Raw genomic sequence first — 15,336 nt, forward strand, 5'->3', positions numbered from 1 at the left:
GAATAAAATTATGAACCTACTACCAAACCTGACAAAGATTTCTCAATACATGTAATATAATAAAATAAAAGTTTCTTTAAGCAGGCTGAAACTTATCAAATTCCAAACAGGCGGTGCTTAAATAATGGGTGAAAAATCAGGTGTATATGCTTACCACAGGTTAAGCGGCCGAAGGCCAAAATCCAGGATTGTTTTGCCTGCTTTTTCGGGGCAGGCGGCGAAGCAGCTGCTGAGACAGATTTTTACCATGGATACGGGTTTTTTAATGTTGCTCTCCTTTTTTGTTGGACGGGCTATGATTACTGGTGGGCTGATACCGTTTCCGGCAGCACTGCTGGCAGCCGGTATGACTGTTTTAGGTGATAAGGGGTTTTTGATACTCATTGCTTCAGCTGCCGGTCTGGCCACAATATCTTCGGGGCATATACTAACATCAACATTGATAACTTTGGTGCTGTTATTCCTTATTCTTGGTCGGACCCAAGCCCAGTTCCGGCAGAAGTGGTACGGTGTGCCGGTTCTTGTAGCTGGATTGATTATCGGCGTAAAGGTAGGGGTATATTCGTATTTTGCTCCTGAACTATATAATTATATTGTGGCAATATTTGAAGCGATATTAGCCGGATGTGCCACATTTTTGCTGATTAAGACTCTTCCCGTCCTGCGGAAAGCTGGACATACCGCTACCTTAAAAAAAGAAGAGCTAATTGGTGGCGCTGTTCTGGTGGTTGCAGTTCTGACTGGAATGTCAGAACTAAATTTTCAGGGATTGCAGGTAAAAAATGTTATTTCCAGGTCTTTGGTATTATTTGCGGCTTATACCGGTGGCTGTGGATTTGGAGCAGCCATGGGAACATTGGCAGGCATAGTTCCCAGTATTACGGCTGAAGTGGCGCCTGGCATGGTTGCTGTATATTCTTTTTCAGGACTTTTGGCGGGCATGTTTCGTGGGTTTGGTCGAATTGGTATTTGCATAGGTTTTATCCTGGGAAATGTTATCCTCTCTATTTATCTTACCGATTATTCGCAACTTGTGACTGCTTTTGCGGAAATACTACTGGCAGTTGTTCTTTTTATGGCAATTCCTGCAAAGTGGTTGCTTGCATTGAGGGCGATGGTTAAAAACAGTTTATTCAATTTTAATTCAAAATCTATAAGCGAAAAGAGGGTTAAGGAAATTGTGGCCGGTAAAGTCCGGGATTATTCCCGGATATTCCGTGAGCTGTCAATTGCATTTGATGAGGTATCATGTGATGTCAGGGTTTATGAAGAGAACAACCTTCAAACCCTTTTTAGCGGGGTTGCTTCAAAGGTATGCAAGGGATGTTCTCTTTACAGAATATGTTGGGATGCGGAATTTTATAAAACATATAGGAATATTATGGATATGATTTCATATATCGAAATCAACGGACGACTTACCGAGGAACATGTATCACCAGATGTCCAAAAGCGTTGTGCCAGGCTCAAGGAGCTTGCCGTTACCGTGAATTGTCTTTATGAGACATACAGACAGGCCCAGGTATGGCAGCGGAAACTTACAGAAGGCAGAGATATTCTGGCCAGACAGCTTGATGGAATTGCCACAATGATGCAAAATCTAGCCAATGAAGTCAAGATTGATATCAGAATGAGAGAAGACATTGAGGTTATATTGCGAACCGAATTGGCGAAGGCAGGCTACAGTATACTTGATCTGAGTGTTATAGGGGAAGTAAGTGACCAACTGGAAGTGAGCATAACTTTACCATCATGTGGGGGCAAGGCAGTTTGTATAAAAAAGATCAAGCCTATAGTATCAAGAATTTTATCACAGCAGCTGACAGTACTTAATTCAAATTACTGCACCAAAAAGACAAGTGAACCTGTTTGCGAATTCAAGTTGGTTCCCATGAGGGCTTTCACGGTTGAAATTGGTGTTGCGTCAGTTGCTAAAGACAGCAGTATGGTGTCAGGGGACAATTATGCGGATTTTGATCTAAAAGATGGTAAACATGCATTGGTTATAAGTGATGGTATGGGGATAGGCCCCAAGGCTTCAATAGAAAGTAAGGCAGCCATTGCTCTGGTGGAAAAACTTATGGAAGCAGGTTTTGACCATAGTGTGGCTGTAAAAACAGCAAATTCCATTCTTATTCTGGGTTCACCGACAGAGACAATAACAACTTTAGACCTAGCTTCTATTAACCTAATGAACGGGGTGGTTGAATTTATCAAAATAGGTGCTGTTCCCAGTTTTATTAAATATGGCAGTCAAGTAGCAATGGTTAAATCCGCCAATCTACCGATTGGTATATTAAACCATATCGAAATAGATACAATTCAACAGCAAATGAGCCATGATGATGTGCTGGTGATGGTATCTGACGGTCTGCTAGGGTCTGGTGGAGATCAGGAAGGTGAAACCTGGATCATGGATGCACTTCAGAACATTATGACAACAGATCCGCAGAATATAGCAGATCTCCTGCTGAATAAGGCTAGCCTTAGGTCCGGAGGCATTGTAAATGATGATATAACTGTACTGGTTGCCAGACTGGTATCGGCACACGATTGAAATATCGTTCTCGGTATAAGTAAGCCATATTTTGGGAACTTTACCCCTAAGGGGGTATTTTTATGTTTGATACAAAAAGCTTCAATTTGATTATTGTTGTCACAGATGGGCATTCAAACAAAGGTGAAGATCCAGTAATGGCAGCTTTAAGAGCTTGGCAGGCGGGAATTACTGTAAGCACTATAGGGATTTGCGATACCGGCAGGCTTGGTTGCCGGGGGAGAGATGAGGTTCAGCGGATAGCTGAAGCGGGTGGTGGTGACTGTTATTTTGCGGTGACCGGAGACTTGGCTTATACAATGCATACATTGACTACAGAGGCGGTCAGGAGTTATGCTGAGCATACGTTAAACCGGCATCTCAGGCAAATTTTGGGAGTAGAATTAAAAAACATGCCGCCTGTTATTAGAGCTAAGATTCTGCCTGTCTTAAGGCACATGGAAGATAATCTGCCGCTAAAACTGATGCTGCTGGTCGATACCAGCGGGAGCATGAAACCTAAGAGAAATGCTTTGTATCAAAGCATTAGGGATATGCTGGTATCTCTGGCAGCTCACAGAGGTCCGGTAAGCCTGGGCATCATCCGGTTTCCGGGAACGAAATCGGAAGCCGCATTTATCAAGAAGCCGGATTGGGATAATGCTTTTACAAGCTCACTTTTGCAGACCCTGAGTTTTCAAGGAATAACACCGACAGGACCCGCCATCACTGCCGCCACAAAAGCGATGGTATACCCCGGATACGAAATAGGTAAATCGGTGAGGTATAGTATATGAGTTCGGGTAAGTTAAAGCCTTTTTTAAAGCCAGGCCAAATTATCAGGGGACGGTGGGAAAGAAACAGCTATGAGGCAGTGCGTTTTCTTGGTGGCGGCGGAAGTGGGATAGTCTACCTTGTCAGGGATAGGAAGGCGCGGTTCAGGGCAATGAAGATTTCTACCGATATGGCTGGTATTAGTTATGAACACCGGATTTTAGTTCAGCTGAATAACAATTGTTATTTAAGTGAGAGCGATATAATCCCTGGGGTTTATGAACTGGATGATTTTCAGCTTGGTTCTGTAGTATACCACTTTTTTATAACGGAATATTTTGAAGGAAAGAGCCTTGGCAGGTTGGTCGGGAGGATAGACTGCCGCAATGCTCTAGCAATAGGGGTGCAGATTAGACGTTTTCTTAGCAGTATTCATGAAGTGGGCTTGATATTTGGTGATTTAAAACCCGGAAATATTATATTGGACCAAAAACATGATAAAATACATATTGTTGATTATGGTAGTGTTAGTATTAAAGGCCACTGTTTGAAACAATACACCCCATGTTATGACAGGGCAAGCTGGCATGCAGGAAGCCGGATTGCTGATGAGGGGTATGACTTGTTTTCCTTAGGGATGCTTCTCCTTTCATTAGTTCTGGGGAAACAGAGCCAGACAGGAAATTACGGCCTGGACAAAGTTATTTCAACAACAGTTAAAAAGATTGGAGACAAAACACTGCGGAATGTAATTATAAATAGTCTAAAACAGCAGGCCGCTCCGTGCTTTGAACAGGCAGAGGACAGTGAACTTATTCCGGCTGACCGGCCGCGAGCAGAAGCCGACCCTGAAGTTGGCGCTTTTGTAAATTATATTGGGGCAGTCAGTATTATTTCTTTTATGTTGAGTTTAGCTTACTATTACCAGTAATATAGCTGCTAATTATTGTTTTATAGTGCAGGAAATGTCAAGCAAATGTCGAAAGAAAAACGATAACCAAACGGAGAGAAGGTTTTTTCATGCTTGATCAGGTTAGAGCAACTATTGAGAAATACAGCATGTTTAAACCCGGAGACCGCATTCTCATAGGGGTATCCGGTGGGCCGGATTCCACAGCATTGGTTCATGTTTTACATAGCCTGATTGATGAACTGCAGATTATGCTGTATGTTGCCCACCTTGACCATCGTTTCAGGGGGCCGGAGTCAGCGGGTGATGCGGAATTTGTGAGGGAACTTGCTGAACGCCTGGGACTAAAGGCAATAATTAAAGGTGAAGATGTGGCGGCTTATGCTTCTGCCATGAATTTATCGGCCCAGACAGCGGCAAGGGAAATTAGGTATCGCTTTTTTGAGGAAGCTGCAAAAGAAAATTGCTGTAACAAACTGGCTACCGGGCATAATGCCAATGACCAGGCAGAGACCGTGCTATACCATTTTTTAAGGGGGACAGGACCTGCGGGGTTGAGGGGTATCCCCCCGGTTCGGGACGGTTGGGTAACCAGGCCTTTGATTGAGGTTCCAAGAAATGAAATAGAAAAGTATTGCAGAGAAAAAAAACTATTCGCAAGGATTGACAGCAGCAATCTTAAAAGGGTTTATACCAGAAATCAAATTCGTCTTGAACTAATACCTCTGCTGGAAAAGGAATATAATTATAATCTAATTGAAACCCTAGTAAGGACGAGTGATATTTTCAGGGAAGAAGAAACGTACCTGGAAGGAATTACAGAGGAGTATTGGCTGGAGGTCTGTCTGGATAAAGACGGCCTAATTGCTATTGACCTAAAAAAGTTTCTCGAAATACCCGGTGTTTTTCAGAGGCGAATAATTCGACGTGGGTGGTCTGTCCTTACAGGAAGTGTACACAACATTACTTATGTCCACCTAGCTGCTGCGGCTGAGATGATTTCTCATGGCAGGACGGGTTCGGTATTTGAACTGCCGGGCTCGATAAAATTGGAGAAAAGCTACAATAGAATCAACTTATACAGGTCTGCTGTTGCCTCTGTAATACCTAAATTTTCATATCAGTTAACGGTCCCGGGAGTGACTTCTATACCGGAAACCGGTGATTGCATAATGGCAGAAGAAACAGAAGGCATATTATGTTCCGTGCCATCGGATACTGATGAAATAACCATAGATATGGATAAAGTAACGGTGCCTTTGATTGTCCGCAGCCGGAATCCCGGAGACAGGTTCAGCCCGCTTGGGTTTAGCGGATCCAAAAAGCTGAAAAAGTTTTTCATAGACTGCAAGATTCCAAGAAGGGACCGTGACAGATATCCGGTATTAGTTGACTCGGACGGTCAAGTAATCTGGATTGCCGGAATGCGGGCAGACCGGAGATGGGCGGCCACTCCCGAAACCAGAAGAGCCCTTAGGCTGAAATTGGTCAGAAATGTAAAAAAACAAAATTGAAAAGAAAAATGATTTGTGATACAATTACGAAGTATAATTATTTCCGGGTTCTTTTTGAAAAGGGGTGAAGTGATGAATAGTGTTTTTAAAAACATGAGCATTTATTTGTTAATAGTTGTCTTAGCAGTTGCTATTATAAGGTACACTTCCCCGGCACAAACACCAGTGACTGATCTTACGAGTGACGAATTATATGAGCAAATCCAAAAGGGCACAATTGCCCAAATAAGTATTCAACCTGAAGAGCAGGTTGCTAATATAACAGGGGAGTTTAGGGACGGAAAACAGTTTACATCCATAGGTTCAGTTGAGGAAATGGATGAAATAGCAGGGATGTTAAGGGACCAGAAGGAAAAGGTAAAAGTATCTTACAAGCCTATGCCAAAGGCTCCGTGGTGGACAAATCTGTTTATTAACTTTCTGCCCATTTTGCTGCTGATAGGGATTGTATTCTTTATGCTTAACCAAACTCAGGGCGGTGGAAACCGCGTCATGTCATTTGGAAAAAGCAGGGCTCGGCTTCATTCTGATGATAAAAAGAAGGTTACTTTTGAAGATGTAGCCGGAGCGGATGAAGTTAAGCAGGAACTTGAGGAAGTTGTTGAATTTCTTAAGCATCCGAAGAAGTTTAATGAACTGGGTGCCAAAATCCCCAAGGGAGTACTTTTGTTTGGCTCGCCTGGTACCGGTAAAACACTCCTTGCAAGAGCCGTAGCTGGTGAAGCAGGGGTGCCGTTTTTTAGTATCAGCGGTTCTGACTTTGTAGAAATGTTTGTCGGTGTGGGTGCATCCCGAGTCCGTGACCTTTTTGAACAGGCTAAGAAAAATTCACCATGTATAGTATTTATTGACGAAATTGATGCTGTAGGCCGTCAGCGTGGTGCCGGACTGGGCGGGGGGCATGATGAACGTGAGCAGACCTTGAATCAGCTGCTGGTGGAGATGGATGGGTTCAGTCCTAATGAGGGCATTATCATTATTGCAGCTACCAATAGGCCGGATATTCTTGACCCGGCACTGTTAAGGCCGGGTCGTTTTGACAGGCAGATAGTTGTAGATGTGCCTGATATTTCAGGGCGCCAAGAAATATTACAAGTACATATTAAGGGTAAGCCGCTTAGTGGAGATGTGGACCTTTCAGTTCTGGCCAGAAGGACACCTGGGTTTACCGGGGCGGACCTGGCTAATATGGTCAATGAGGCCGCACTGCTGGCAGCCAGACGAAATAAGAAGCTGATTGGGATGGCTGAAATGGAAGACTCTATAGAGCGAGTAGTGGCCGGTCCTGAAAAGAAATCAAAGGTAATCAGTGATAAAGAGAAGAAGCTGGTTTCTTATCATGAAGCCGGACATGCCCTTGTGAGCACACTGCTCCCCGATACTGACCCGGTTCATAAAGTGTCGATTATACCTCGGGGCCGAGCTGGAGGGTATACCTTGATTCTTCCGACAGAAGACAGGTATTACCGTACCAGGTCCATGCTGCTTGACGAGATAGTTGTTTTGCTTGGAGGGCGTGTCGCTGAAAGTCTGGTGCTCGGTGATATCAGCACAGGAGCCCAGAATGACTTGGAGCGAGCTACCGCTATTGCCCGCAAGATGATTATGGAGTACGGTATGAGTAAAGAAATAGGTCCACTGACTTTAGGCAAGAAAACGGAACAGGTATTTCTTGGACGGGATATTGCCCGGGACCGCGATTATGGTGAAGAAGTTGCTTCTGCGATAGATAAGGAAGTACGGAAAATCATTGATGGCTGTTACGGTAAAGCCGAACAACTTCTTAAGAAGAGTATCGACAAACTGCACCTGATAGCTAGTACCCTTATGGATAAAGAAACTCTTGATTCTGATGAATTTACGGCACTAATAGAAAGCAGAACCGTAGAAGAAGTTAAAAAGGAACGACTTGCAAGGGAACATGAACTGGAAAAAGGCAGGACAGTGCTTAATAAGGATCGAAATAATCAGAAAACAACCGATACTGGTACTGTAGCAGAAGATGTTTTTGCCGGCATTCCGGAGGATAAGGTTCCAGAAGTTAAATTTAACAAAGGACCAGAAAATATTGATGACGGTTCTGATAAAGAGAAACCATCAGATTAATATTAAATTCTTGTTCAGGAGGTAACATAAATTGGAAAGAACATATGTAATGATCAAACCGGATGGTGTACAGAGAAACCTGGTAGGAGAAATAATTTCCCGCTTTGAAAAAAAGGGTTTTAAGATTGTGGGGTTGAAAATGCTCCAATTGGACAGGGCTATGGCTGAAAAACATTATGAGGAACATATTGGCAAATCTTTTTTTGAAGCATTGGCGGCATTCATTACTTCAGGTCCGGTAGTAGCTATGGTGATTGAAGGCAAAGATGTTGTCAGCACCGTACGGGCAATGAATGGAGCTACTAACCCGGCAAATGCCGGGCCTGGAACTATCCGGGGGGATTATGCCATTGAAGTTGGCCGAAATGTGATTCATGGTTCTGATTCTGTGGACAGTGCGGCTAGGGAGATAGCAATTTACTTTACTGAGCAAGAACTTTGTGAGTACCAGATGCTACTTGATAAATGGATTTATGAATAATATAAAAAAATAATGTTAAAATAGAAACAGCAGATCTCAACAGAGAGCTGCTGTTTAATATTTTGGGAATGCAGAATTGGCATTACCTTTAAGGGAAAATAATGGATTACTTAACTTAGTGGTCATTTTTAGCAGGAATTTGACAAAAAACACCGAATTCTTTTATACCTGACCATCCTTTAGATGGATATAAATGGATTTAGATGGCTATCAAGGGCAAAGCTTCCGTCAAAGGCAGGAACACTAATTTTTTAAATATTATGTCTTTATTGGCAGGAGTTTTCATAAAAGTCGCGAATATGTATTAACCGAGTTGAAGATTCTTTATTTTCCATTGATGTGGGAATGGGATTGTGATTATTTTCATAAACTATTCTCTGGTGGAAAATTGCCCTGAATGGCAGACAGCCGAAAATATATACATATAAACAGAGTATAGCCAGGCTGTCGTAAGATACCTAATTATAAAAAAGGGGGTTGGTTTTTCAGAGCAGTTTCATCACATAAAGAATTATGTAAACTCTTTTAAAATCCAAATAATTAACAAATTGAAGGGAGAGGATTTTTTAATGCCTTACAATCCAAGATCGATGGACCCAACAAAGTATAAGGACTGGCAGATTGCCGAGGAAGCTGAAAAGTTTCTGCCTACTCCGGAAGAGTGGATAGAAAAACTTGGAATTCAGAAAGATGAAATGATTCCTTATGGGAAGACTCCGAAGCTGGACTTCATCAAAATTTTGAACCGTCTGAAGGATAAGCCTGACGGGAAATATATCGAAGTTACAGCGATTACACCGACCCCCTTTGGTGAAGGCAAGACAACAGTATCCATGGGCCTTGTTCAGGGATTAGGGGTAAAAGGTCAGAGTGTATGTGGTGCTCTGCGCCAGCCTTCCGGCGGTCCGACCATGAATGTTAAGGGAACTGCAGCCGGTGGCGGGAATGCCCTGCTGATTCCGATGACTGAGTATTCCTTAGGTCTGACAGGTGATATCAATGATATTACCAATGCACATAACCTGGCTATGGTTGCTCTTACTTCCCGCTATCAGCATGAATGCAACTATACTGATGAAGAACTTCAAAAGCGCGGTTTGAGGCGCTTGGATATAGACCCCAAAAATGTGGAAATGGGATGGGTTATGGATTTTGCCGCTCAATCTCTGCGTAATATCATGATTGGCCTCGGCGGGAAAAAAGATGGTTATCCTATGCCTTCAAGGTTTGGTATTGCGGTTGGTTCCGAATTAATGGCTATTTTAGCTGTTGCCAAGGACTTGGCTGACCTGAGGGATCGTATTGGCAAGATTACTGTTGCTTATGACAGGACCGGCAAGCCGGTTACCACTTCAGATTTAGATGTGGCCGGAGCTATGACTGCCTGGATGCGGAATACCATTAACCCCACTCTTTGCTATTCTGTAGAAGGACAGCCTGTGCTTATTCATGCAGGACCGTTTGCTAATATTGCTATTGGTCAGAACTCAATTATTTCGGACCGTCTTGGCCTGAAACTATTTGATTATGTTGTAACCGAGTCCGGTTTTGCTGCTGACATTGGTTTTGAGAAGTTCTGGAACGTTAAGTGCCGCTTGAGTGGTAACATCCCCAACGTATCGGTTCTCGTTGCTACCGTAAGGGCCCTCAAAATGCATGGCGGTGGACCAGCTGTTGCTCCCGGACGTCCTTTGCCCAGTGAATATACTGAAGAAAACCTTGCGCTGGTTGAAAAAGGTTTTGAAAACCTGCGCCATATGGTTAATGTTGTTAAGAAATCAGGTATCATTCCAGTTGTTGCTGTTAACGCATTCTACACTGATACCGATGCTGAACATCAGTTAATCAGGAAACTGTGTGCTGAGATGGATGTTCGCTGCGCGGTATCCCATCACTGGATGTACGGTGGAGAAGGTGCTGCAGAACTTGCAGATGTGGTTATGGATGCCGCTAACCAGCCAAACAATTACAAACCGCTGTATCCGCTGGAAATGCCGTTGCGGCAGCGCGTAGAAACTATTGCTAAGGAAGTTTATGGCGCTGACGGTGTTGCTTGGGCGCCTGCAGCTGAGGCCAAGGCCAAGAGGTTAGAGGCAGATCCTCAGTTTGCCGACTTCCAGACAATGATGGTTAAAACCCACCTGAGCTTGTCTCACGACCCGTCTCTGAAGGGTGTGCCTAAAGGCTGGACCCTTCCGATTCGCGACGTACTTGTTTATAGTGGCGCCAAGTTCCTTTGCCCGATGGCTGGGGATATCAGCTTGATGCCTGGTACTGCTTCCGATCCGGCTTACAGAAGGATTGATGTTGACACTGAAACCGGTAAGGTAAGTGGTCTGTTCTAAGATTAGTTTAAATCTACGGGGAGGTTTGCCTGACAAACCTCCCCGATTTAATTAAAGGATGGGATGCTTGTTCTGTGGACAGATTGGACAGGTTGTTAAAGGATGAGTTATACCGGGGATATTTGGATAAAAATGCAGTTGCTGAAAAGAACCGGAAGTTCTGCAAACATACTTTTCAGCACATGGTGGATGTGGCCAGGATTACTTATATACTTTTGCTGGAAACAGGAGATATCCGAAGCTTTATGGAGAAAAATGATTTTAACCTGTACCTGGCAAGGGAAATTATTTATGCAGCAGCCCTTTTGCATGATATCGGTCGTTGGAAGGAATATGCAGCCGGAGAAGACCATGCAGTGACCAGCGCTGAACTGGCTGAAGAATTACTGCAAAAGGCAGGGTTTAATGAAAAAGAAATTGATATAATAACTAATGGAATAAGAGAACACCGCCGGTTGCCGTTAAATAAGTCTTTGCTGGGAAAGTACCTGCATAGGGCTGACCGTCTATCCAGACAGTGTATGAGCTGTGAGGCTGCGGGTGAATGTTATAAGATGGCACAGATGGAAACAGGTCATGCTCAACTTATTTATTAGTGACCAAGTTTGCCAAATCATAATTGTTAGCTGGTTTGGAGGAATGAGAAGTTGTTTAGAGTGCGGGCAATCAAAATAGATTGTATTGAAAAAGCCAAAAGGGAGCTTTCCCTGATAGGGGCGGATGTTTCAGGTGTTAATATCATGTCTGCAAAGGCAATACATAGGGTTATCAGAGTAGAAAATGTTCCCATTAAAGCAGCAATTATGCTGAAACAGGAGATGCTTTCTAAGGGCGGAGAGGCGGCAGTTAGTTGGGGAGTTGGGAATTTATCAGTTGATGCCACTGATGTACTGTTAATGGGTACAGCAAAACAGTTCAACGAACTTAATAAAAAATTAAAGGCACAGCCGTTTGGATTAAGCAAATTGGCTGATGTTTTGCGTGGTACGTTAAATAACCTGGAAGGAAACAAGTGCAAGGGATTAATTTGCAGGGGGCATTGTCTTCCGTTAGGTGAAAGAACAATTATTATGGGTATTTTAAATATCACCCCAGATTCGTTTTCTGACGGAGGCAGCTTTTTTGATTTAGATACTGCCGTAGAACACGCAAGGGAAATGGTTGAGCTTGGAGCAGATATTATTGATATCGGCGGAGAATCTACAAGGCCTAAGGCTGAACCAGTGCCCCTGGATGTAGAATTGGAACGTGTTATACCACTTGTTAAGAGATTGGTGCAGGGGATTGATGTACCTGTTTCAGTTGATACATATAAGGCAGAGGTTGCCAGACAGGCTCTCGAAGAAGGGGCTCATATAATAAATGATGTCTGGGGTCTTCGGGCTGATCCTGACATGGCGGGAGTTGTTGCCAGGTATGAAGATGTACCCCTAATTCTTATGCACAATCAAAAGGGTGCTGAATATGGCATTATGATGGATGATATCCTTGGCGCTTTGCTGGAAAGCATAGACATGGCGATTCGGGCAGGAGTGAGGGAGGAAAACATTGTTGTAGACCCTGGTATTGGATTTGGAAAAAATACTGATCAGAATCTTGAGGTAATGAATCGTCTTTGGGAGTTTAAGACACTAGGATATCCGGTACTTTTGGGGACATCAAGAAAGTCCATGATTGGCAATATTTTGAACCTTCCGGTAACGGAAAGGGTTGAAGGCACTGCGGCTACGGTAGCCTTTGGAATTGCTCAGGGGGTAGACATTGTAAGGGTTCATGACATCAAAGAAATGGCTCGGGTGGTTAAGATGACAGATGCTATGGTAAGGAGGTAGCTGTTTTGGTAAAAGATAAGATTCTGCTCTCTGGAATGCAGTTCTATGGTAGACATGGTGTTTTTCCCGAAGAAAAGAGTTTGGGACAGAAATTTATAATAGATGTTGAACTTACTCTGGATCTAAGAAAAGCATGTGTGACAGATGATGTTAATCACACTATAAACTATGCTGATCTTTATGCATCAGTTGAAAAAATCGTTACCCAAAAGAATTTCAATTTAATTGAAGCTCTTGCCGAGAGTATTGCTCAGGAAATTTTGCAAAATAACCGCATTGACCAGATCAAGGTTAAAGTGTGTAAACCTCATGCTCCCATTAACGGAATTTTTGATTATATGGGTTGTGAAATTATAAGGGGGCTCAATTTATAATGTCCCGTGCATATATTGGACTGGGTTCTAATATGGGTGACTCTATTTTTAATTTAGAAACGGCTTTGAAAATGATTGGCGGGATCGAGGGAATTAGGATTACAGCAGTTTCTTCTGTTTATCAGACTGAGCCGGTTGGCTACGAAGATCAAGCCTGGTTTCATAATTGTGTTGCTGAAATAGAAACGGAATCTTCACCGGAAGAGCTTTTACGAGTACTTCAAGATATAGAAAATGACCTTGGCAGGGTAAGGGAAATAAGATGGGGCCCTCGAATTATCGATTTGGATATTCTTTTGTATGATCAACTAACTATAGATACAGAGCGGCTGATAATTCCTCATCCAAGGATGACAGAGCGGGCCTTCGTAATAGTTCCTTTGGCTGAAATTGCTCCTGATGCGGAGTTTCCTGACGGAAGGACTGCCTCACAGGTAAAGGAAGGCTTAACTGATAATAAAAATTTCGTTTGCATGAACAGAAAATTATGGTAGAATTAAGTATTGGGAAGTATTTGCACTGCGAAACTTCACCGAGAATTTTTTGTGTTTTAAATTTTTTTATAATCTAAAACCGCTTGTAGCCATGAGGAACGAGACGGAAGGTATAGTTGTTGTGTCAAAAACCTTTCCGGGTTTCTCTTGGGGGTTTTTTTATTTCTTTAATAGTATATATAATTATATTAAAGGGGATTACAGACTATGTACAGGGTGGGCGTAATCGGCACAGGGGTAGTTGGCTCAGCTGTAGCCATTTTACTCCAAGATAAAGGCCATAAGGTTACCGGACTATACTCGAAGACCGGTATTTCTGCTGCTAATCTGGCCGGAAGGCTTGGGTGCACTACATTTGCCAATCCTGAACAGGTACTGGGTTATGCAGAAGTTATTTTTTTAACAACCCCTGATAGTGAACTGGACTATATAGTGTCCTTGCTGGCCGAATCAGGACTGGTGAAGGAAAAACACCACTTTTTTCATATGAGTGGAGCTCTTCCGGCAGAAGTGCTTGTTCCTTTGCGGGAACAGGGTGGCAACATTTGTTCACTGCACCCGCTGCAGTCATTTGCGGGTATTGAGCAAGCCCTGGTGAATTTACCGGGTTCATTTTTTAGTGTTCAGGGTGATGCAGCGGCAATGAAGACTGCCTATCGACTAGTTGCTGATTTGGAAGGAGTATCTTTTGATATACGAAGTGAAGATAAACCGCTGTACCACCTGGGAGCGGTCGTTGCTTCAAATTACTTTGTGGCTCTGATACATTTTGTCCTTCAAATATATAATTCGATAGGTATTTCTGAAGATGAGGCGATAGGGGCATTATTACCCCTGATTAAGGGCACCTTATCAAACATAGAAGAAATTGGCACGGTAAAAGCTCTGACCGGACCTGTTGCCAGGGGAGATTTCGGTATTATTGAGGCACACCTTAGGGCAATATCAAAATTGCCTCACAGTTACATAGACCTATATAAAACATTAGGCCGATATACTGTTCAAATAGCATTGGAAAAGGGAAGTATAGACGAAACTCAAACTAACCTACTTCTAAAACTTTTTAGTGAGGGGGATGGAAGCAATGCAGAACAGCAGGATTACCACATTTAAATTAAAGGATATGAAGACACGTGGTGAAAAGATTGCTGTTTTAACGTGTTATGACTATTCTACTGCCAAAATGCTGGATGAGGCAGGCATTGAAGTACTGCTGGTCGGTGATTCCCTTGGGATGGTTGTTCTGGGTTATGATTCAACAATACCGGTAACAATGGAAGATATGCTGATTCACACCAAGGCTGTTTCCAGGGGAGCTAAGAATGCTATGGTGGTTGCTGATATGCCTTTTATGTCATACCAGGTTTCAGTAGAGGACAGCGTTAGAAATGCAGGACGATTCCTTCAGGAGGGCGGGGCGAATGCAGTCAAGCTTGAAGGTGGACGGGAGATTACCCGGATAATAAAGGCCATTGATGATGCCGGGATTCCGGTAATGGGCCACCTTGGATTAACGCCACAGTCCATAAATAAGCTTGGAGGTTATCGGGTACAGGGCAGGGATGAGGCTGCAGGCCGCCGGATGTTAAACAATGCTCTGGCTTTGCAGGATGCCGGTGTGTTTGCTATAGTCCTGGAATGTATACCTGCGCCACTTGCTAAAATTATTTCAGAGCGTATTGATATACCGGTAATTGGAATTGGGGCAGGAGTTGGCTGTGATGGCCAGGTTCTGGTAATCCATGACATGCTGGGGCTATATACTACGGTATCACCAAAGTTTGCCAAAAAGTATGCCGATCTTCACAGTGTTATTCTGGAGGCTGTCGGGCGCTATAGCTCAGATGTCAAAGAACAACGGTTTCCGGGGCCGGAACATAGTTTCGATTTGCATGAAACTGAGCTTGGCAAACTTTACTAAAACATTTATAGCAGGTTATTTGGTATAGTTACTAAATATTTGCTTATTA

Annotated in this window: 13 protein-coding genes; all 13 read left to right on the plus strand. The window is 43.2% G+C overall.

Annotated features, from left to right (window positions below):
• Window positions 1–124 precede the first annotated feature (124 nt).
• The 13 genes from spoIIE to panB all read left to right on the plus strand — a co-directional run bounded on the left by spoIIE (window position 125) and on the right by panB (window position 15,287).
• A complete protein-coding gene (gene spoIIE / locus ABFY19_RS00605; protein ID WP_418791351.1) occupies window positions 125–2,557 on the plus strand; it encodes a stage II sporulation protein E in 2,433 nt (810 codons plus the stop codon).
• A 62-nt stretch (window positions 2,558–2,619) separates the two neighbouring features.
• Window positions 2,620–3,333, plus strand: coding sequence for a VWA domain-containing protein (locus ABFY19_RS00610; protein ID WP_418791352.1), 714 nt, complete (start codon window positions 2,620–2,622; stop codon window positions 3,331–3,333).
• A complete protein-coding gene (locus ABFY19_RS00615) occupies window positions 3,330–4,241 on the plus strand; it encodes a protein kinase domain-containing protein (protein ID WP_418791353.1) in 912 nt (303 codons plus the stop codon). Before ABFY19_RS00610 ends, ABFY19_RS00615 begins: the two co-directional genes overlap by 4 nt.
• An 89-nt stretch (window positions 4,242–4,330) precedes the next feature.
• Window positions 4,331–5,734: a tRNA lysidine(34) synthetase TilS gene (tilS, locus tag ABFY19_RS00620; protein ID WP_418791354.1), complete on the plus strand. Its 1,404-nt coding sequence runs from the start codon at window positions 4,331–4,333 to the stop codon at window positions 5,732–5,734.
• A 72-nt stretch (window positions 5,735–5,806) separates the two neighbouring features.
• Entirely contained in the window at window positions 5,807–7,840 is a 2,034-nt protein-coding gene (gene ftsH / locus ABFY19_RS00625) for an ATP-dependent zinc metalloprotease FtsH (RefSeq protein WP_418791355.1), read from the plus strand.
• Window positions 7,841–7,871: 31 nt separating this feature from the next.
• A complete protein-coding gene (ndk, locus tag ABFY19_RS00630) occupies window positions 7,872–8,321 on the plus strand; it encodes a nucleoside-diphosphate kinase (RefSeq protein WP_418791356.1) in 450 nt (149 codons plus the stop codon).
• A 590-nt stretch (window positions 8,322–8,911) separates the two neighbouring features.
• The gene (locus ABFY19_RS00635; protein ID WP_418791357.1) at window positions 8,912–10,666 is read left to right on the plus strand and encodes a formate--tetrahydrofolate ligase; all 1,755 of its coding nucleotides are present in this window, start codon (window positions 8,912–8,914) and stop codon (window positions 10,664–10,666) included.
• Between the two features lie 74 nt (window positions 10,667–10,740).
• On the plus strand, window positions 10,741–11,262 hold the full coding sequence (locus ABFY19_RS00640) for an HD domain-containing protein (RefSeq protein WP_418791358.1): 522 nt from the start codon (window positions 10,741–10,743) through the stop codon (window positions 11,260–11,262).
• 60 nt (window positions 11,263–11,322) lie between these two features.
• Window positions 11,323–12,498, plus strand: coding sequence for a dihydropteroate synthase (gene folP / locus ABFY19_RS00645; RefSeq protein WP_418792502.1), 1,176 nt, complete (start codon window positions 11,323–11,325; stop codon window positions 12,496–12,498).
• A 5-nt stretch (window positions 12,499–12,503) separates the two neighbouring features.
• Window positions 12,504–12,872, plus strand: coding sequence for a dihydroneopterin aldolase (gene folB, locus ABFY19_RS00650; RefSeq protein WP_418791359.1), 369 nt, complete (start codon window positions 12,504–12,506; stop codon window positions 12,870–12,872).
• Complete coding sequence (folK, locus tag ABFY19_RS00655) at window positions 12,872–13,366, plus strand: 2-amino-4-hydroxy-6-hydroxymethyldihydropteridine diphosphokinase (RefSeq protein WP_418791360.1); 495 nt, start codon at window positions 12,872–12,874, stop codon at window positions 13,364–13,366. Before folB ends, folK begins: the two co-directional genes overlap by 1 nt.
• A gap of 207 nt (window positions 13,367–13,573) precedes the next feature.
• Window positions 13,574–14,479, plus strand: a complete 906-nt coding sequence (locus ABFY19_RS00660; protein WP_418791361.1) for a Rossmann-like and DUF2520 domain-containing protein — start codon at window positions 13,574–13,576, stop codon at window positions 14,477–14,479.
• The gene (gene panB, locus ABFY19_RS00665; RefSeq protein WP_418791362.1) at window positions 14,451–15,287 is read left to right on the plus strand and encodes a 3-methyl-2-oxobutanoate hydroxymethyltransferase; all 837 of its coding nucleotides are present in this window, start codon (window positions 14,451–14,453) and stop codon (window positions 15,285–15,287) included. Before ABFY19_RS00660 ends, panB begins: the two co-directional genes overlap by 29 nt.
• The last annotated feature ends 49 nt before the right edge of the window (window positions 15,288–15,336 follow it).

The organism is Phosphitispora sp. TUW77 (assembly GCF_048453025.1).
Lineage (GTDB): Bacteria > Bacillota > Thermincolia > Thermincolales > UBA2595 > Phosphitispora.